The 19,919-nt window shown below is 30.8% G+C and carries 21 protein-coding genes and 1 pseudogene; all 22 read right to left on the reverse strand.

Annotation, left to right across the window (positions count from 1 at the left end; genetic code table 11):
- Window positions 1-4: 4 nt before the first annotated feature.
- The 22 genes and pseudogenes from spoIIIAB to V6137_RS14260 all read right to left on the reverse strand — a co-directional run bounded on the left by spoIIIAB (window position 5) and on the right by V6137_RS14260 (window position 19,657).
- Entirely contained in the window at window positions 5-529 is a 525-nt protein-coding gene (gene spoIIIAB / locus V6137_RS14155; RefSeq protein WP_425448605.1) for a stage III sporulation protein SpoIIIAB, read from the reverse strand.
- Window positions 480-1,556 carry a stage III sporulation protein AA gene (gene spoIIIAA / locus V6137_RS14160; RefSeq protein WP_425448606.1) on the reverse strand — a complete coding sequence of 359 codons (1,077 nt, stop codon included), beginning with the start codon at window positions 1,554-1,556 and terminating at the stop codon, window positions 480-482. Before spoIIIAA ends, spoIIIAB begins: the two co-directional genes overlap by 50 nt.
- A gap of 233 nt (window positions 1,557-1,789) precedes the next feature.
- Window positions 1,790-2,167, reverse strand: coding sequence for a CD1247 N-terminal domain-containing protein (locus tag V6137_RS14165; RefSeq protein ID WP_425448607.1), 378 nt, complete (start codon window positions 2,165-2,167; stop codon window positions 1,790-1,792).
- A gap of 45 nt (window positions 2,168-2,212) precedes the next feature.
- Complete coding sequence (efp, locus tag V6137_RS14170) at window positions 2,213-2,770, reverse strand: elongation factor P (protein WP_425448608.1); 558 nt, start codon at window positions 2,768-2,770, stop codon at window positions 2,213-2,215.
- Window positions 2,771-2,855: 85 nt separating this feature from the next.
- Entirely contained in the window at window positions 2,856-3,293 is a 438-nt protein-coding gene (aroQ, locus tag V6137_RS14175) for a type II 3-dehydroquinate dehydratase (RefSeq protein WP_425448609.1), read from the reverse strand.
- Window positions 3,294-3,385: 92 nt separating this feature from the next.
- On the reverse strand, window positions 3,386-3,904 hold the full coding sequence (locus V6137_RS14180) for a shikimate kinase (protein ID WP_425448610.1): 519 nt from the start codon (window positions 3,902-3,904) through the stop codon (window positions 3,386-3,388).
- A 51-nt stretch (window positions 3,905-3,955) separates the two neighbouring features.
- Entirely contained in the window at window positions 3,956-4,447 is a 492-nt protein-coding gene (locus tag V6137_RS14185) for a hypothetical protein (RefSeq protein WP_425448611.1), read from the reverse strand.
- A 10-nt stretch (window positions 4,448-4,457) separates the two neighbouring features.
- Window positions 4,458-4,991 (reverse strand): prepilin-type N-terminal cleavage/methylation domain-containing protein, encoded by a 534-nt coding sequence (locus V6137_RS14190; protein ID WP_425448612.1) that lies wholly within the window; start codon window positions 4,989-4,991, stop codon window positions 4,458-4,460.
- Window positions 4,992-5,029: 38 nt separating this feature from the next.
- The gene (locus tag V6137_RS14195; RefSeq protein WP_425448613.1) at window positions 5,030-5,443 is read right to left on the reverse strand and encodes a type IV pilus modification PilV family protein; all 414 of its coding nucleotides are present in this window, start codon (window positions 5,441-5,443) and stop codon (window positions 5,030-5,032) included.
- Window positions 5,436-5,768, reverse strand: a complete 333-nt coding sequence (locus tag V6137_RS14200; RefSeq protein WP_425448614.1) for a hypothetical protein — start codon at window positions 5,766-5,768, stop codon at window positions 5,436-5,438. Before V6137_RS14200 ends, V6137_RS14195 begins: the two co-directional genes overlap by 8 nt.
- Window positions 5,769-5,831: 63 nt before the next feature.
- Window positions 5,832-5,888: pseudogene (locus V6137_RS14205) on the reverse strand (type II secretion system protein); the annotation flags it as partial.
- Between the two features lie 85 nt (window positions 5,889-5,973).
- Complete coding sequence (locus tag V6137_RS14210; protein ID WP_425448615.1) at window positions 5,974-7,023, reverse strand: hypothetical protein; 1,050 nt, start codon at window positions 7,021-7,023, stop codon at window positions 5,974-5,976.
- A gap of 14 nt (window positions 7,024-7,037) precedes the next feature.
- Window positions 7,038-9,920, reverse strand: a complete 2,883-nt coding sequence (locus V6137_RS14215; RefSeq protein WP_425448616.1) for an S-layer homology domain-containing protein — start codon at window positions 9,918-9,920, stop codon at window positions 7,038-7,040.
- A gap of 72 nt (window positions 9,921-9,992) precedes the next feature.
- On the reverse strand, window positions 9,993-11,354 hold the full coding sequence (locus V6137_RS14220; protein WP_425448617.1) for a LysM peptidoglycan-binding domain-containing protein: 1,362 nt from the start codon (window positions 11,352-11,354) through the stop codon (window positions 9,993-9,995).
- Window positions 11,341-11,901 carry a PilN domain-containing protein gene (locus tag V6137_RS14225; protein ID WP_425448618.1) on the reverse strand — a complete coding sequence of 187 codons (561 nt, stop codon included), beginning with the start codon at window positions 11,899-11,901 and terminating at the stop codon, window positions 11,341-11,343. Before V6137_RS14225 ends, V6137_RS14220 begins: the two co-directional genes overlap by 14 nt.
- Window positions 11,902-11,913: 12 nt before the next feature.
- The gene (pilM, locus tag V6137_RS14230) at window positions 11,914-12,993 is read right to left on the reverse strand and encodes a type IV pilus assembly protein PilM (protein ID WP_425448619.1); all 1,080 of its coding nucleotides are present in this window, start codon (window positions 12,991-12,993) and stop codon (window positions 11,914-11,916) included.
- Window positions 12,994-13,234: 241 nt separating this feature from the next.
- Window positions 13,235-13,999, reverse strand: a complete 765-nt coding sequence (locus tag V6137_RS14235) for a prepilin peptidase (RefSeq protein WP_425448620.1) — start codon at window positions 13,997-13,999, stop codon at window positions 13,235-13,237.
- Between the two features lie 31 nt (window positions 14,000-14,030).
- On the reverse strand, window positions 14,031-14,429 hold the full coding sequence (locus V6137_RS14240; protein ID WP_425448624.1) for a type II secretion system protein: 399 nt from the start codon (window positions 14,427-14,429) through the stop codon (window positions 14,031-14,033).
- A gap of 502 nt (window positions 14,430-14,931) precedes the next feature.
- On the reverse strand, window positions 14,932-16,143 hold the full coding sequence (locus V6137_RS14245; RefSeq protein WP_483863908.1) for a type II secretion system F family protein: 1,212 nt from the start codon (window positions 16,141-16,143) through the stop codon (window positions 14,932-14,934).
- 12 nt (window positions 16,144-16,155) lie between these two features.
- Complete coding sequence (locus V6137_RS14250; protein WP_425448622.1) at window positions 16,156-17,217, reverse strand: type IV pilus twitching motility protein PilT; 1,062 nt, start codon at window positions 17,215-17,217, stop codon at window positions 16,156-16,158.
- 10 nt (window positions 17,218-17,227) lie between these two features.
- The gene (locus V6137_RS14255; RefSeq protein ID WP_425448623.1) at window positions 17,228-18,910 is read right to left on the reverse strand and encodes a GspE/PulE family protein; all 1,683 of its coding nucleotides are present in this window, start codon (window positions 18,908-18,910) and stop codon (window positions 17,228-17,230) included.
- Window positions 18,911-19,153: 243 nt separating this feature from the next.
- Window positions 19,154-19,657: a YqeG family HAD IIIA-type phosphatase gene (locus V6137_RS14260; protein ID WP_425448625.1), complete on the reverse strand. Its 504-nt coding sequence runs from the start codon at window positions 19,655-19,657 to the stop codon at window positions 19,154-19,156.
- Between the last annotated feature and the right edge of the window lie 262 nt (window positions 19,658-19,919).

The following is a 19,919-nucleotide window of genomic DNA, read 5'->3' on the forward strand; positions in this document are numbered from 1 at the left end:
TTCTTTATAGTAATATAATTATGATAGCTAGTCCCGATAATATGCCTAAACTTTTATACATCTTTTCATTTTTTTTTCTATTTTCTTGTGCTTCCCTTTGCTGAATAATAATCTGTTCCATTATAACCTTTAAATGTTTTTGCTGATCTAACCTGTCAGAGGTTCCTATAACTCTCCCCAAATACCTTAATATCTCTATATCATCCTCTTGAAATTTTAATCTATCTTTAGAACTTTCTAATACATGATTAAAACTACTTGATATATCCATATTTTTGTTTTTAAGTAAGGTCTCCCTTATATCTTTAAATATAAATGATACATTTTTATTTCCCTTTTCATAAACTTGTCCCAAAGCATCGGGTAAGGGAGTAGCCCTATATATAATTTCTGTTTCCACAAGCTGTAGACAATTTTGTATATGATTTAAATTTTTAACCCTAGTTGAATACCTGTTGCCATATAAAAAACCTATTAGGCTAGATGAAATTATTATTATTATACTTCCTATTATTTTTAATAGAAACATAATTTTTCCTCTCTTCTTTTAATATTGACTTAAAGTTGTGTCCTTCCACTATATCTCTAATAGTTCCAACACCATTAGAATTGTCCATAATTATAATTCTCTCAAAAATTTTCTCAGAAATTATTTTTCTCAAATTAGGCTTAGTTCTAATATCATCTATGTTTTTTCCATGCACCGTTGATATTATTTTTACACCTGCCTTTAAGGCTTCATGTATAGCATCTATATCCTTTTTATCACCTAATTCATCTGTGGCTATTACATTAGGTGACATGGCCCTTATTAACATAATTATGCCATCATATTTCTTACATCCATCTAATACATCGGTTCTAATCCCCACATCATTTTGGGTTTCTCCTCCATATACCGATGCTATTTCCGATCTCTCATCTACTAATCCCACCTTTAATCCTTTAAAATCATATACTGTTAATCCATTACTTATATTTCTTACTAAATCCCTTAACAACGTAGTTTTACCACATTGGGGAGGAGATACAATTAATGTATGATATATTGAGTTTGGTTTTTTTATTAAATATTTAAAAATTTCATCAGAGACTCCCTTAACTTCTTTAGCTATCCTAATATTTAATGATGATATATTTTTTATAGTTTCTATTCTATTATTTATATAGTTTACTTTCCCAGTGATACCTATCCTGTGTCCCCCTTTTATAGTTATAAAACCATTTCTTATCTCATCTTCCAGTGCATATACTGAATAATTACTTAAAATCTGAAAAGATTTATCTATGTCGCCCTTGGTTACTATATAACCTTCATCTATATTATGTGTGATATCACCATTGGTACTTAATATATAATCTTTACCTGCTATGGATATCATTAGAGGCATATTATTTCTAAGTCTTATTTCTTCAATTTTCTTTTTTATTTCAGTGGGTATATTGTATAACTTCTCTGTAATACTAGGCTCAAGATATCTTATTATATAATCAAATGTTAATGATTCATTTTTAGAATTCTTTTTTTTAAAGTTTATATTCTTTTGTACATCCATAACTTGTCCCTCCTCTTTATATATACTATTAAAGAATATACAAAAATATTCTTATATATATAAAATTAGTTGGGGGATTACGAATCCCCCAACAACTAATGAGTTAAGATATTATTAATACTCTAATAACTAATCAGTTAAGATATTATCAATTCTATAATAACTTAACTGAACTAAATATATTTAACAAATATATATACATAAAAAAACCGATGTCTAAGACATCGGTTTTTTTATTCCTCTACACAGTCACATACTATAGTTTCTAAACAGTTGGGACAAACAGCATCCTCATCAAGTAAGTTTTTATCAAGATAAACAGTTTCCTTACAATGTGGACACTCCATTTCGATATAATCAATATCATCTTCATATTCATAATCAAGATTTTCATAAACTTCATCTTCAACATCTGCTAAGTCTTCATCTATATAATCTATATAGTCACTTAGCTCCTCTTGCTCTCCTGAAAGTTCAGAGATTGTATCAGCAAAATCTTCAAGGGTATCAATGATATGTAGTAATAGCTTTCCTTCCTTACTTTTATTATCAATACCTAACCCTTCAGCTAGCCCCGTTAAATATGATATTTTTTCATATAAATGTTCCATATTATCCCTCCATTTTTTTAATTTGAAACTCTTTTATATTATTGACTAAACTCTTGATAAATACTCACCAGTTCTAGTATCTATTTTAATTTTATCATCTATATTTACAAACAACGGTACTTGAACTGTGGCTCCTGTTTCAACTGTAGCTGGTTTTGTAGCTCCAGTTGCAGTATCTCCTTTAACCCCTGGTTCTGTTTGAGTAACTACTAGTTCTACAAAGTTAGGTGCCTGAACCTCAAAGGGCTTTCCTTTATAAAATCTTATAGTAGCAGTTTCATTTTCCTTTATATACTTAATAGCTTCTTCCACTTGCTCATAGTTAAGAGGTAGTTGTTCAAATGTCTCATTATCCATGAAGTAGTATAACTGACCATCATTATATAAATATTGCATTTCCTTAGTTTCTATAAAAGCCTTAGGGAATTTATCATTAGGATTAAAAGCTGACTCCTTAATAGCTCCTGTCATAACATTTTTTACCTTAGTTCTAACAAAGGCTGCCCCTTTTCCCGGTTTAACATGTTGAAAATCAAGTACTTGGTAAAGTTCTCCATCCATTTCAAAAGTTAGTCCTTTTCTAAAATCTCCTGCTGTAATCATAATCTTAACCTCCTAATATTATTATTTCTCTTATTAATTATAAAAAGAGAATAAATTTTATAAGTTTAAAATATCAGTTTCCCCATTAATAAATCAAGTTATGCTTTAAAGCCTCTAATGCTAATAAATAGCTTAAATATCCAAATCCAGTAATTTGTCCAGTACATACTTGAGATAACATAGAATTTTTCCTAAATTCTTCTCTATTATATATATTAGACATATGAACCTCTATTACTGGTACATCTATTAACTCTATGGCATCCCTTATGGCAACACTATAATGGGTATATCCACCGGCATTTATTACTAGTCCATGATAGTTACCAATTGATTGTTGTATCTTTGTAACTATGTCTCCTTCAGTATTTGACTGAAATATCTCAGTCTCTAAGCCGATTTCCTTTGACTTTTTCATAATTAAATCGTTAACTTGGTTATAATTTTTAGATCCATATTTAGATTTATCCCTTATACCAAGCATATTTAAATTAGGTCCATGTATGACTAAAATTTTTGGCATCGGTACTAAACCCTTCCTCTATATGTATTCTATAATATAATAACATATTTTTTAACCTTTGAATAGCACAATTAACTGTTTTATATATTATTTTACAAACTAATATTATTTATTTCTAAAATTTCATTGCATATTTCATTTATTGACTTACCATCTACTGAAATAACATAGTCACAACTTTTCTTATAGAGATTTTTTCTATTATTCATTAAGTCATAAACCCTACCTTCCCAGTTCCGTGTAGATAGTAATGGTCTCTTTCTTCGGGAATTTTTAAGGTTTTTAATAACGGTTTTCGGAGAAGCATCTAATAAAAATATTTTTCCCCTTTTCTTTAATGATTTAATATTTTTATTATTTAAAATAACTCCGCCTCCTGTGGATATTATAACATTTCTTTGCTTTGATATTTTATTTACTGCCTTTGATTCCAATTCTCTAAAATGCTTCTCTCCAAATTTATTAAAAATAGTCTTTATAGACATATTTTCCTTTCTTTCTATATATCTATCTATATCAATGTATCTAATCTTAAGCTTTTTTGATAACACCTTTGCAACAGTACTTTTCCCCGATGCCATAAATCCAGTTAAGACTATATTTTTTCTCATTAAAACACCACCATCGTTTTTATATTGTCTATTAATCTTATGTTCACTAATCTATACAGACTGAAGTTCTTGTTGTATAGTAATTACTATTGGCCTCTCGGCGAGACTTAAAGTTTCTAAATCTTTAGTCTTAATGGAATCACTCGCAATATTAAAGGGGTTAAAAATAGCTTTAACTATTCTTCTACAATTTTTATATGTATTGGTAACTTTGATAGATACCAGTCCCTCATCTATTTTATTAAAGTTTATCTTAACAAAGAAATCTTCAATCCTAATTTTATCATTTAAAAGAACTCCGTTATCTATATGTTCCTTAATCTTTTCTTTGATAATATTATAATATTCATTATCATATAATGCCAACTTTATTTTTGATTCTGCCATATAATATGATTCTGTGCTTTTCATGTTATTATCACTTATTATTAGGTTTTCAAAAGCCATTGATAATATAAAAATACCTATTATAGAAAATATAAACATAATCAATAATGTAAATATTAACATATATCCTTTATTATTTAAATATTTTTTATTCATAATACCTCCATTATTTGATGGAACACTGTACACTTATATCCTTATTAAAGTTAATTATACTTCTTTTATTCTTTATGGAAATCCTTAAATTGATTATTTTATTTTCTTTATTAAGTCCATTGTTGTTTATTTTTTTCACATAGTTTCCAATTATATTATGTCCTAAAAAATTAGAAGCTTTTATAGACTTTCCTTTTATATTTTCTGCTGTAGCTCTTTTTATTCTATTGTACCTATTCTCTCTATAATATAATATAAATTTTTCTTTTTCTTGATTTAGTATAACAAATCCAAAATTGTCCCTATATTTACTTTTATTTATATCTTTAATTTTATTAATATCTAATATGCCACTTCCTTCCCTTACCTCTGAAGTAATCTTATTTATTAAATATTGTCCCCTTTGAAGGGTATTTAGTGTTTGTTCACCATTTTCCGTAGCCTCAAAACCTAAATCTAATACTGTACCTATTAAAACAAATATTATTGACAATATAGCAATAGAAATTATCAACTCAATAAAAGTAAATCCATAATTATTCATAATTACTATCCCCTACATTTTATTTATAATCTGATTTTTTATATTAATAGTTTATTTACAATATCCTTTGTTATATAGGTTTGTAGGTTTATTTCTTTTGCCCTTTTAGAATCTTTTATTTTTAAGGTTACTAAAAATAATTCTTCATTTTTCTTTGTAATTTTTATACTTCCAGTATAGTTCTTAATTTCAAAGCTAGTTTCTAGCCTAGTTTTCAGTTCTATTTTTTCTTCCTCTTTAAACCCATTATAGATGTTACCAGACTTAATATTTTCCATTATACTCTCTGCTCTATTATTTATATCTATGGAATCTTTAGAGCTATTTATAATTTTATATGCTGTACCTATAAGTAATGTAAAACTAACTATAATTATAGAAATTATACAGAAACTAACTACCATCTCCACCAATGTAAATCCATTAGTATCCTTTAAATATGTTTTATTCATATACATCACCTTTTTTTCCTGTTACCTTGGTTAACATTACTCTACCTGTAGCAACCTGTATAGTCATATCATATGTATCATTTTGACTTACTAATTTAATTCTTCCTCCTTTACTTGGAGCTCCAGAGGCCCTATAGTAAAATTCGTCTTTTAAAAAATTAGTTCCATCTATTCTTATATGCTTCATTTTCACATTTTTAATACATTTAATTTTTTCATCTACCATATATATCTTATAAGTACTCCCTTTAGTTTTAAATACTACCCTGTAACTTATTCCTTCTATAATAGCCGAGTTTCTTGCTTTAAGAATATCATTTTTCATTTTCTTGATTTCATTTTTCATCTCTATTTCATTTATTATATTATTAAATCTAGGATATGATATGGATGCCAGTATTGATAATATACTAATTACTAAAATAACCTCTATTAATGTAAACCCTTTATCAGTGTGACTTCATAATCTATCTCCACCCTTAAATAAAAATAAATGGACAAACTCTATTTTAGAGTTTGTCCATTTATTTTTATTCTATACTATTTATTGTTATTTTTCTTTCAGAAACATTATTAGCTCCATCCTTTACTATCACCTTAGCTATAAAGTTTCCACTGGGTAGTCCTTCTACTGACATTGGTACAGTTGTGGGTTTATTATTTACATACATTTGTATTCTTCCCTTTTTAGTAACTATTTGATCATATATATATATTTCCAATGTAAAATCCACAGTATCAGATAAATTGTCATATATCTCTAAATCAAAGTCTATATTTCCCTCAACGGCAACAAAAGAGTGATATTTAGTTGAAAAATCTATATTTGCCGGTGTACTGTCTATTAAGTAGTAAATAGTTTTTGTTCTACTTTCAACACCATATCTATTTTTAGTTTTTACTAAAACCCTCTTTAATCCTTCAGTCTGAGTAAGCTTTATAGGAACATCTATGGTTTCATCTTTTATTTCTTTCCAGTCACTCCAACTGCCGGTATTAACCGAATACTTTACATGGGAAGAGTTTAGAGCTTTAAGTAATATACTTGTATTATTACTTCTTATAACGTAGGGGTCCTTTTTACTACCATTTCCCCTAGTTATCCCCCCTTTATTCGATACCGACTCCCCAGTAGTAGGGTCTATTGATATAGAAGGCTCTATAGTAGGATTAATTGCTTCTGGGCTATAGTTTATTGTATCGGAAGCAATAGTCTCATCATTTCCATTGAATATCTTTACATAGACTATTTTTATACCTTGTCCCTTTCCTATATTAAAGTTGGGATAATAGGGTTGATAATTACTCTGATATCCCTCTTCCCAAGATTGGGTTGTACTATTGTAGCCCATCCAAGTTTTTTTGTCTAAAGAGAACTGAATTTTATAATTTAATACATTAATTTTTTTATTCAAATTTTCCAAACATAATGTTACCTGGGGATACTGACTGTATTCCCCTCCATAATTAATTTCAAAGCCAACATTAGTCTTATTATCATCGGCATACACCGTGGTAAATAGTATAGTAGATAATAATATTATGGCTAAAAATAAACTACTATATTTTTTTAAATTCATCCATTATCCCTCCTTTATATAGCACCCTGCTGTTGTAGTGTATATAACAAATAGACAACCTCTGCCCTTGTTATATATTTATCTTTATCATCAAAACTTTTAGAGCGATAATCCTTTTCATACATCATCTTATCCCTTATGTCTTTCCAATCAAATCCACTATTTCCCGGTAGCCTTTCAACTAGCCATTCTATTTCACTATATGAAATTGGTATATTGGGTCTAAATGTATTGTCGGGGTATCCCTTAATGTATCCCCTAGCTATAGCCTTAGCTATGGAACTTTTATAACCTCCAAAGACCATATAGTCTTTAAATTTAGTCACACTATTATAATACTGGGAGTTATCCCAATTTGAAACCCTATCTAATATAGTTACAAACTCCGCCCTCGTTACATTGGTTTCTGGTCTAAATGTACCATCATAGTATCCCGACAAGTAGTATCTCCTTGTAAATGTATACATTTCTTTTTCTCCCCAATGTCCCCTTATATCTGATAACTTGGTGTAATTATCATCAACAAAGACAGCATATGTACCCTCTGTAAATAGAACATCTTCTATTTCCGTTGAAATTTTTCCATCTTCAACTTCACTATATAGATAAAGCCACTTTCCATCTACAAGTTTATATATGCCTCCAGTGTCTGGACCATGATATTTAAAGGTTAATTTTATAGGCTGTCTTATTTTTATAAAATTATATTGATTTTTCACAGATAAATTATATACTTGGGACGCGGGGGCATACTTGCCATTAAAGTATAATGATGGACCTTTACTCTTTTCTATCCCTATATAGGTTTTAGTATAGAATGTCCCCGGTTTTATATCTATATTTACCATCTCATCGGAACTTTTTATATTCTTTCCTTCCATTGAAACTTCGCTATACTCTATAATTCCTTTAGAAATATTAATATTAGTATCTTGAAATGTTTTTATATAACTTTCCTTAAAACCATCTTTAAATCCAACTATAAACCCTTTTTTATAGTCTTCAGTCTCCCTATTTAATTGATATTTTTCTATTATTTCCTCATCGGTAAAAATTGAATTTCTCCAATCATTTGTATCCCCTTTGGTGTAATCTATCTTTGCCATAGATTCCCCCATTTTAGTACCTATTTCTTTACCATGTTTAATGCCGTTTTCTTTGGTTAATTTATTGGTGTCAACATTTGTATTTCTAAATACCTCTGTATAACTTTCTTGAAACTGCTTTTTAAATCCAACTAAAAAGCCCTTCTCATATTCTTTATTTTCATTATCTAAAGAATATTCATCTATTATATCATCATCATCTAAAATAGCATCTTCCCAAGAATTTTCATCTCCACTATAATAATCCCGTCTTCCATAGTTTTCACCTGTTAACTTTCCAAAGTACTCCCCATGTTCCCTACCATCATCAAAGGAGGTCTTTTGTCTACCTATATTTTTTTCCCTGTATGCCTTTTGATAACTATCTTTAAATCCTTCTTCAAATCCTTCTATAAATTTATCTTCATATATACTAGTTTCATCATCAAGATTATATTCGTCCCTTATATCTCTATTTGATGGTATGGCATCTTCCCAGTCATTATCCCTATCATCTAAATAATCTTCATATCCATATATTTCACCAACAAGTCTTCCTATTTCTTTACCATCATTATAACCCTGTTCATCCTCTGGTAAAATCTCTTCTTCGTCTTCATCATCTTCTTTTTTAGACTCTATAACTTCACTATAGCTTTTCTCAAGGGCATCAATAAAGGCTTCATAAAAGGCATCTTGATAATCCTCCCCCTTTTGAGCGATATCATATTTCTCATTTATTTCATCATGTTTTATCACTTCATCAGGTGTCATTTTATGCTTTTCCCATCCGGTAACCGGTACATCAAATATATCACCCTTTAGATCCTCATAGGCCTTTCTAATCCCATATACATCTCCAAACTCTGCACCATCTATTTCCCCCTGCTCTGCACCACCGTCCAATACATTGTTCATATTAGCCTTTCTATAGGCTTCTTTGTAACTCTCCCTAAAGGCTTCTTTATATCCTTCAATAAAACCGTTTCTATATCCATTAGTTTCATTTTCTAAGTTATATTCTTTTATTATTGGCTCGTCTTTAGGTAAAGCACTATACCAATCATTGGCATTCCCTTTACTATAATCTTCCTTCCCCTTTTCCGCTCCTATTTTACTTCCTATTTTTTTACCATCATTAAAACCTTTATCATGGGAGTTAGTAGCATCATCCATATTTATTTCATGATATGTAGTTTCAAACTCTTTTTTAAATGTTGCTCTAAAACCAGCTAAGAAACCATCCCTATAATCATCGGTTTCATTATTAAGATTATATTTACTTATTATCTGGGAATCTTCAAAGTTAGTACTTAGTGCATCTAACCAGTCATTTCCTAGACCATCATAAAAGTATTCCTTACCATATTTTTTACCCATCAATTCTCCAGCAGTTTGTCCATCTTCTAGACCGCTCTTAATATCTATGTCTACCTTTGTATCCATATTAGCTTCCTGATAAGCCTTAACATATTCTCCTCCAAAGGCCTTTCTAAAACCCTCTTTAAAACCGTTATTATAGTTTTGTTGATATTGTTCATTTACCATATATTGTTCAATAAAATCCTTTAATTCGGGAATTTTATCCCAAGGATTTTCTCCTTCTCTCCAGTCAAGTTTTTTCCCTTCTAAAAAATGCTTATGTCCATAATATCTACCTATCATAGCCCCTATTTCTTTACCATGGTCTTCTCCCATTTCATAATCAGTGGTTTCTTCCCACTGATTATCATCATCTGCAAATATAGGTGATGATATGCTAAATATTAATATAGTAACAAGTAACAACGATATTATTTGTTTTTTATTCATCTTATCACCTCTTTTTAGTTTAGTTTTTCTATAGTCCCTTCAAGTATGAACATAACTCCCCCATTTTATCACCTATTCTTCAATATTTCTTGGTAATATCAGTATCTTACCTGCCTGTATCTTGTTATTATATAGATTATTGTACCTCATAATAACTCCAACTTTAGTTGTGTCATTATAAAATTCCCTCGATATACTCTTTAGTGTATCTTCCGGTTGAACTTCATAGTGTATATAATTTCCACTATATTGATCTATCGGGTCTTTAAATATCTCTAAATCATAATATGCTTCCAAACTATCGATTAATATAGTTCCTTCTTCTTTTTCCTTTTCAAAGTCTATTGTTATCCTGTCTAACTGTAATGGATATAACTTTTTATCCTGGGGTGGTACAACCATAAGGTGTTTCCAGCCTGTCCAGTTTATACCCTTAGTTAAATAATATATTTTTTTGTCTCCGTTTAAGTCTTTAAGTCTTATTCCTAGATTATTATTTGATTCCTTATTTGCATAAACCCATAGACCTATAGCCTTAGGAGGTTTCTTTATATTTAGATTTTTATCATCTAATAAAACATAGCCTCTTCCTTCTTTCTCCATAATAGGGTGCTCATAATCCATACGATAAGAAAAATCATTTGATTTTGCATTTGTATCTAGATTAAAATCTCCTTTAAACTCCCTTGCTGTTGCCATATAGTTAATATTGGTATCTTCAAAATCTTCTAATAATACTTTACTCTGTCCCATAGTTATAGTTATACTATCTTTATCAAAGTCAAGGGGTCTGTTTAACATCTCTTTATATCCATCCACTGTTTCAAAGGGGTTTTCCTTTTGTTCTTCATCCTCTAAGTTCCAAGATACTATATCATCATTAGTTGAGATTACTTTTCCTAAACTATAAAAGTCTAGTCCTATATTCCCAGTTAATACATCATCCTCTCCATTTGTCATATCTACATCACTAATGATTATCTTTTTGGGGTATTTTCTTAACTTCTTTAGAAAAGCCATTAATGAAGAGTATTTTCCCTTATAGGGGAGTGTAACTGACATCTTATCTAAAGTTAATTCCCCCATTTTTTCTTCCGATGGTTGGGTAAATGATATGGAGTCCACTTCTAAATCATTACTCTTAAGAAATTCATTTACTATATATATTATTTCCTCTTGCTCTATATGGGGAAAATATTTTCTAGTAACTTTATCTACTCCGTTTGTTAGATCCAATAGTTTGTTATCTAGTTCTTCTCCTGAGCTGGCTATCTCTTTATAGCTTTCTAATCTACTACTAAATACCTGTTTATCCGACTTTAAAGAATCCATTTTTTCAAATTGAGGTGTTATTATAAACTTATAATAGCCCCATCCTATAACCACAATGTTAAGTAATAGTAATAGTATTTTCTCCCTTCTAGTTAGCTTCATCTATATTCACACCCTTAATATTCATTGTAAGAGAAAAATTATAAAATCCTCTATTTGAAGATATACTGGGGACATACATATTATCAAATAGTTCTATTTTTCTTAAGTTATTTTGTAGTATCGCTATGGAATCTTTATTCATCCCAACACCATCAACTTGGATCGATGATCTATTAATCTTTATAGAACTAAAGTGTATCCCCGAGGGCATAGATTTAGTTAATATATCTATCAAGTATTCATTTACAATATCTAAGGTTTTCATTCTATATTCGACCTTACTTAATACTCCGTACTTTAACTCTAACTCTTCTATGGTATTTTTTTTGCTTTCTATTTCATTAAGTCGTGATTTTATCTTAGGAGACTCAACCTGCTCCTTTATAGCCACTACTTCACCATCTAGATTTCTTATTTTTATAACATTTATGATGGGATATGTAACAATAGCAATAATTATTAAGATAGTAAGTCCATATATTAATATATTGTTATTATCGGTGGTATGCCTTTCTTCATATACTTGAAAAAAATTAAAATCATTCATCTTTATATCCCCCTACCTTCTTATCATAGCTCCTATTGCATTTATATAGGAGGTTAAGTTTTTATTATCTGTCTTAGATATATCTACATTATTTAACGATTTAATCTTTGAAACCGATATATCTAATAACTCCTCTAAATACTTATCCATCCCTTCAAATTTTGATGTTTGTCCATGTATGAAGATTTTATCTATTTTATTACCAACTTTTTTGCTGGTATAATACTTAAATAACCTTTCTATATCACCTATCCAACTATCTATTGTTGACTTTATAATATCATTCATCATTATATGGGAGGATATAGTCTCATTGCTTACTTCGTTTAAACTTTCAATCTCTTCTTTTTTCTTCATAGCTTCCTCTAAGGTAAGGTTAAAAGAGTTAGCAATATTACTATCTATATCCTTTGCCCCTAAATTTAACAATCTATTAAATTGGAATACTCCATTATGAAGTATAACTATATGTATATAACTATAACCTATATCCATTAAGGCCACAGTTTTGTTTTCAAAATTAAAACTTTCATTTATAATAGTTTTTTCATCAAACAGTTTATCAAGGGCATTTGAGTTTATATCAAGTGCCATTGGTTTTAATCTTAGCATTTTTAATAATTGATTATAGTTATTAACTATAATTTTAGGCATGGCAACTGTTAGTATCCTAGCCTTTTTATTTCCATTATCATCAAATTCCTTTATCTTTTTATATTGAATTATATATTCCTTTAAGTCAACAGGAAGATACTGTTGAACTTCTAGTTTTATCATTTCCATCATTTCTTTTTTCTTTATAACTGGAACTTCTAATTCCCTCATTATAACCGATGTACTTTCAAGGGTACATATAGCTGATTTTGCTTTTATTTTTTCTCTTTTTAAAACCTCTTCTATTGAATCCTTCATTTTATTTATATCTATAATCTGTCCGTCACTATATGAGCCAGGAGATGTCTCAACCATATTCATTGTATCTATTGATACACCATTTTTATTGCCTTTTCCAGATACTATCTTTATATAATAAGTTCCTATATCTATTGATACCACATTTTTACTTAGTAATTTGGGTTTTGTTATATTCAACCACTTAACCCCCTTTTATATGTTTTTATTACTTTTATAATATAAGAACAAAGTCACCTTTGGCGCTTCTTTGTTCTGTGCAGAGTGCAAGGTACAGAGAGCAGAGATTTGGTAATTCCGCAGTATATGGAAAAATCCCATATGTTATTAGGAGATTCATGACCCCCTATGTTGTTGGGGGATTCATGCCCCCTTATGTTGTTGGAGGATTCGTAATCCCACAACCAATTTACGCCCTTACCTATAAAAACATTGTATTAAAATACCAATCAAGAATTCCCTGTCCCCATACCATAGATATAAAAGATGCCAAAGCTATAAATGGTCCAAAGGGTATAGCTTGTCCTCTTTTTTTAATTTTACTAATTAATAAGATTACTGATATTATTCCACCAACTACAAAGGATAAAAACAAAGTCAACACTGTATATTTAATACCCAACAATAATCCCAATGCTCCCATAAGCTTTATATCTCCCCCACCCATGGCTCCCTTTGTTACTACAGCTATTAAAAGAAGTATTCCACCACCCAGGAACATAGATAACAGTGGAGAGAGGAGAAGGGAGAGAGATTGGTTATTAAAAGATTGATATGTTTGATAGGCTAGTGATATTGTTAGTATTAATAGGACTAGTCCATTTGGAATGGTTAGGGTTTTGTAGTCTATTATGGTTATTATTAGTAGGATACTGGTTATTATTGCGAAGGTTATAAACCTTACTGATAAGCCAAACTGTAGATATAATAATAAATATAAAAGTCCATTTAAAACCTCAATAATAGGATATTGTGGAGAGATCTTCTCTCCACAATATCTACACTTACCCCTATTAAACAAATAACTAAAAACCGGCACCAAATCCCAACTCTTAAGACCAGTACCACAGCTTGTACAATGAGAGGAGGGAAACACGATTGACTCTTCTCTAGGTATGCGGTATATGCATACATTTAGAAATGACCCTATTATTATTCCTGTGATTAGTATTATTGTTGGTATCATCTGTTTTTCCTCCCAAATCTAGTATAATATATTAATTTGATGGATAAAGTTGTGTACCATCAGCATTATCATAATAAACTTTAACACTTCCATCAGTACTTACTACAGCAAAGAAGTTACTAGCATCTTTATCTTGGGGTGTTGGTACAGCTCCATCACTATCTGTTATCATTTTTTTTATTTCAGTATCTAATTCACTATCTATAGCTACATCTACTTTTTTTGAAGGTGCTCCTATATTTGCATAATGTAAAGTTATAGCATTTGCAATAGTTGCAGCTGTGGCTTCATCTGCAGCACTACTCGCACTATCTCTAAATCCACCTAATCTAGGTATAGCTATAGCTGCCAAAATACCTAATATAGCAATAACAACGATTAATTCAATAAGTGTAAAACCTTTCTTATTATTGATCTTTTTACTTAACATCTTAAACATCTAAATTCCTCCTAAATATGTAATTTTTTAATTTTTCCTCGCCTCTTCACTTGGCCAGTGGACTGGACATATCCAGCCCCTACACAGGAAAGCGAAGCTTTCCCACGCTCTTAACTCTCAATTCTCCACTCTCAACTCTCCACTACTCCTCAAACCACCTCCCCATAATTAATATAATATATCAATTACCAATATTTCATGGTAACAATAAACTATCTCATAAAGTAACCTTCCAATGAATTCGAAGCTACTTCTAAATGCAGTACAGAATACAAGGTACAAAGTACAGGGTAAAACCAAAACCCTCTTTACCCCTACGACTATTAACTATCTTCATTAGCTCCGATTATTCCCAACAAACAAAAAAATTATACATACAAATATAAATTCCACAAAATATTTTCCCCACCACCATCTCTCCTCTCTCCCTTCTCAACTCTCCACTAAACAAAAATCCTCCAACGACTATTAACTCTTAACTTTTAACTATTAACTACATTTCAACCGTATTAACCATATCAAACATAGGCAATGCCATAGCTATTACGATAAATCCTATAATAACTGCCATAACAACTATCATAATAGGCTCTAACATGGTAGTCATCTTCTGTATTGCAGTTTCCACTTCTTCGTCGTAAAAATTTGCAGTCCTATCTAGGATATCATCTAGGGAGCCCGATTCTTCACCTATTTCTATCATGGAGTCCACCATAGGTGGGAATACTCCCGTATTCTTAACGGGCTTTGATAAGCTGGCTCCTTTCTGGACCTCTTCTTTTACACTATTCATTTTCTTTTCAACTACTTTATTATTAACCACCTTAGAAACTATCTCCAATGCATCTATTAGTGGCACTCCACTGACCAATAATGTAGATAGTGTCCTAGTAAATCTTGATGTTATTACCTTTTCAGACGTATTTTTTACAACTGGTATTTTTAACTTCATATTATCTATAATAAATCTACCATTATCGGTTTTGCCATAATAACCAAGTCCAACTATAAGAATTAATAAAGCTCCAATAAATATATACCAATAGCTCTGTAACCAGTCACTTATGGATAATAATATTTTTGTAGGCCACGGTAACTCTACACCACTACCAGTAAACATTCCCATAAAGGTTGGCATAACAAATGTCAAAAGAAATATAACAACACCTATAGCTACAATACTTAGTATTATAGGGTATACCATTGCTCCCTTTATTTTATTGTTTATCTTATACTCCTTTTCATAGTGGGTTGCCATTCTATTCATAACTGTATCTAAAGTTCCACTTAACTCCCCAGCCTCCACCATATTTATAAAAAGGCTTGGGAATGTTTTTTTATGTTTTTTAAGGGCCTCAGATAGTGTTAATCCTTTTTGTACATCTTCATATACATCTCCAATTACTTTTCTAAGTTTTTTATTTTCCGTTTGATGTCTTAATATATCTAAGCAATTGACTATGGTAACCCCTGCATTTAACATTGTATAAAACTGTCTACAAAATATTGCTATATCCTTTGTTTTTACTTTATTGAATATATCGCCTAAACTAATTTCCTTTTTTTCAACCATCTCCTGTACCTTAATGGGAAAGTGCCCACTATCCCTTAACATGGCTAAAACTTCCGTTTCAGAGTTTGCAGTATATGTACTCTCTGTTTTATCGCCACTTTTAGTCATAGCCGTATATTTATAAACAGGCAAAGATATCACCTCTTACCCTCTAAAGTTAATTTGTCGCTTTACATTATCACTATTTATAGCAAAATTCATAGTGTTTTCCATAGATATAATCCCATTTTTATAAAGTTCAACAAGGGACTTGTCCATAGTCTTCATTCCAAACTTTCCACCGGTCTGTATGGCTGTTTGTATTTGATGGGTTTTCCCCTCTCTAATCAAGTTCTTTATGGCAGGTGTAGTAACCATCATCTCCAAAGCTGCCACTCTGCCACTACCATCTAACCGAGGCAATAATTGTTGAGATACTACTCCCTGTAATACACTTGATAATTGCATAACTATTTGCTGACGCTGATTAGCTGGAAACACGTCTATTATCCTATCTATAGTTTTTGCTGCCCCTATTGTATGCAACGTAGATAGGACTAAATGTCCCGTTTCAGCCGCTGTAATAGCTATCTGCATAGTTTCTAGGTCCCTCATCTCACCAACCAATATTACATCTGGGTCCTGTCTTAAGGATGATCTTAAGGCATCTGCAAAGGAACTGCTATCATGACCTATTTCCCGTTGATTTACTATACTTTTATTATGTTTGTGTAAATACTCAATGGGGTCTTCCAAGGTTAATATGTGACAAGCCCTTTCATTATTAATTTTATTAATCATTGCTGCCAATGTAGTGGACTTACCACTTCCTGTTGGTCCTGTTATAAGTATAAGTCCCCTTTTTTTCCTAGCTAAATCCTTTATGGTATTAGGAAGTCCCAATTCTTCTACAGTTGGTATCTTTAAAGCTACACTTCTTATTGCAATACCATATGTTCCCCTTTGTTTATATACATTTACCCTAAATCTACCCACTCCAGGATAGGAATAAGAAGCATCCACCTCCCCTTTGCTTTCCAACTTATTAAAGTTTTTTTCTTCTAAAAGCTGTTGAACCAATTGCTGACTATCTTTAGGTGTTACAACTGTATCCCCTAGGCTTACCAGCTCTCCATCAATTCTTATAATAGGGGGAACTCCCACTGTTATATGTAAATCGGAAGCCTTTTTTTCAATTGTTTTTTCCAATAATTTAAGTACGTCCATAATTCACCGCCTATTCCATTGTATAAGCCACTTTAAGTAGTTCTTCAACGGTTGTAGTTCCCTGTAAAACAAGCTCTTTACAATTTTCCTTAAGGGTAATCATTCCCTCTAATAATACCTTATTCTTTAATTGGTCTATACTAGAATTAGCATCTATAACTTCCCTTATCCCCGATGTCAATGGCATAATTTCATGGATAGCAATTCTTCCCTTATAACCGGTATTATAGCACTTATTACATCCCTGCCCCTTATATAATGTAACATCTTCTTCTATGCCTAATATCCTCTTTTCATTAACATCAGGAGTATAACTCACCTTACACTCTTCACATATCTTTCTAACCAGTCTTTGGGCAACCACCCCAACTACCGATGATGTTATAAGATATGAATCTATCCCCATATCCATAAGTCTCGATATGGTAGCGGGAGCACTATTGGTATGCATAGTACTTATAACAAGGTGTCCTGTGATAGAGGCTCTAACAGCTATTTGGGCAGTTTCCACATCCCTAATCTCACCTATCATTACTATATCCGGGTCCTGTCTCAATATGGACCTTAATCCATTGGCAAAGGTTAATCCAGCTTTATTATTTACTTGAACTTGATTAATACCATCTAGTCTATATTCAACAGGGTCCTCCACAGTAATTATATTTTTATTTATTTCATTTAGTTCCCTAAGGACTGTATATAACGTGGTGGTTTTACCACTACCGGTGGGACCGGTAACTAATATTATTCCATTTGGATTTTTTACTATTTTATCGAATCTATCTAGATTCCCCTTTGTAAAGCCCAGCTGATCCTTTGATAATAAAAAATTACCCCTATCTAATAGTCTAATAACTATTTTTTCACCATATACTGTGGGCAATATAGAAATACGTAAATCCACGTCACGACCATCTATACTTGTTTCTACCCTTCCATCTTGAGGTATTCTTTTCTCAGCTATATCCATTTTCCCCATTATTTTAATTCTTGTAACTATGGCAGAATGGGTTGATTTTGATGGTGTCATAATCTCCTGTAGATCCCCGTCTATTCTTATCCTAACCCTAAGTTTCTCTTCAAAGGGTTCTATATGTATGTCACTGGCATTAGATTTAACAGCTTGTCTTATTATGGAATTTATTAATTTGACCACTGGTGCATTGTTGATTTCGTTTAAAACTTCTTCATCTAACTCATTTATGCTATCCACATCATATTGGCTTCTAAACTCTTCTAATGCCTTTTCAGCATTTTGTCTATTGTAAAATTGTTCTATGGCACTTAATATGTTTTCCCTTGTTGAAATAACCGGCTCTACTTCCATCCCCGTGGCAATCTTTATATCATCTATTGCAAATATATTAAGGGGGTCTGCCATTGCTACCACTAATTTACCCCTATCTGTTTTTATTGGTATTAAAGTATTCCTTCTTGCTATTTTTTCCTGTATTAACTGGGGTGCCTCAGGATCAACAAAGTATTTGTTCAAATCAACATGGGGTATCCCCAGTTGAAACTCTAGTACCTGTATAATATCCCTTTCGGTTACATATTGCTTTTCTACTAAAATCTCACCTAATTTTTTCCCCGATTTTTGTTGTTCCTTTAAAGCCTGTTGCAACTGTTCCTCCGAAAGTTTACCTACATTAACTAATAAATCTCCCAACCTCATTTTATTTTTATCAACCATTTTTTCACCTACAATCTATAGTACTATATTACCACTTTGTATAGTAAAAGACTACTATTTTATTAATAATTCAACTTATTTATGTAAATTCCTCCCTAATTACTGAAAAAACTTTAGGAAATATATGCCTTTTAACCATAGTCCTTATCCATTGTTTTCCATTTATCTCACAGTTATTTATATTACCATGATTAACCATGTTTGTCAATTTATATTTTTAGGTTGTGAGTAAAACTTTTATAACTATTTATTCTTTTTATTTTCCCCTTTATTTATTTTCTTTAAAACTAATCTTTCTATATTTCTAATAAATTTAGTCCATATAAACTCCTTTCCCGCTATTGGAACTACCAATATTGTATATAATCCAACCCTATTTCCCCCTAAAACATCGGTAAATATTTGATCTCCTATCATTGCCGTTTCCTTAACTGTAGTTTTAAGGTAACTTAATGCATCTAAAAAGGGTTTTTTTCTAGGTTTAGTAGCTCTATGAACAGCATATAATGATAAGTTTTCATTAAATTTTACAACTCTGTCCTCTGTATTATTAGATACCAAACAAATATTAAAACCCATTTTTTTTATCTTATCAAACCACTTAATAACACTGTCAGGCGCAGATTCCTTATCCCATGCAACCAAAGTGTTATCTATATCTATTATAAGGGACTTTATACCTTTTTCCTTTAAATTATCAAAATCAATTTGAAAAATAGAGTCTACGTATAAATCTGGTATTAACATTTTTTTCACTTTATCACCTCAAATTATATTTTTCCATATTAACAATATATAAAATTATAACATAATATTATTTTTACCCTTTTCACAACTTTAAATTACATTTATCTTACTTTATTCATAATATATAATGTATAGACTGGTAATGTAAAAAGTTCTATGAAAAACTAATGTTATGGATAATACTGGGATAAACCAGTGGAATTATACTAAGTCCACCGTAGCCGCCCTTGACAAACAGTAATCAAATGATATTTAAAATATA

It is taken from the genome of Dethiothermospora halolimnae (assembly GCF_037577855.1).
GTDB classification, from domain to species: Bacteria; Bacillota; Clostridia; order Tissierellales; family VENL01; genus Dethiothermospora; species Dethiothermospora halolimnae.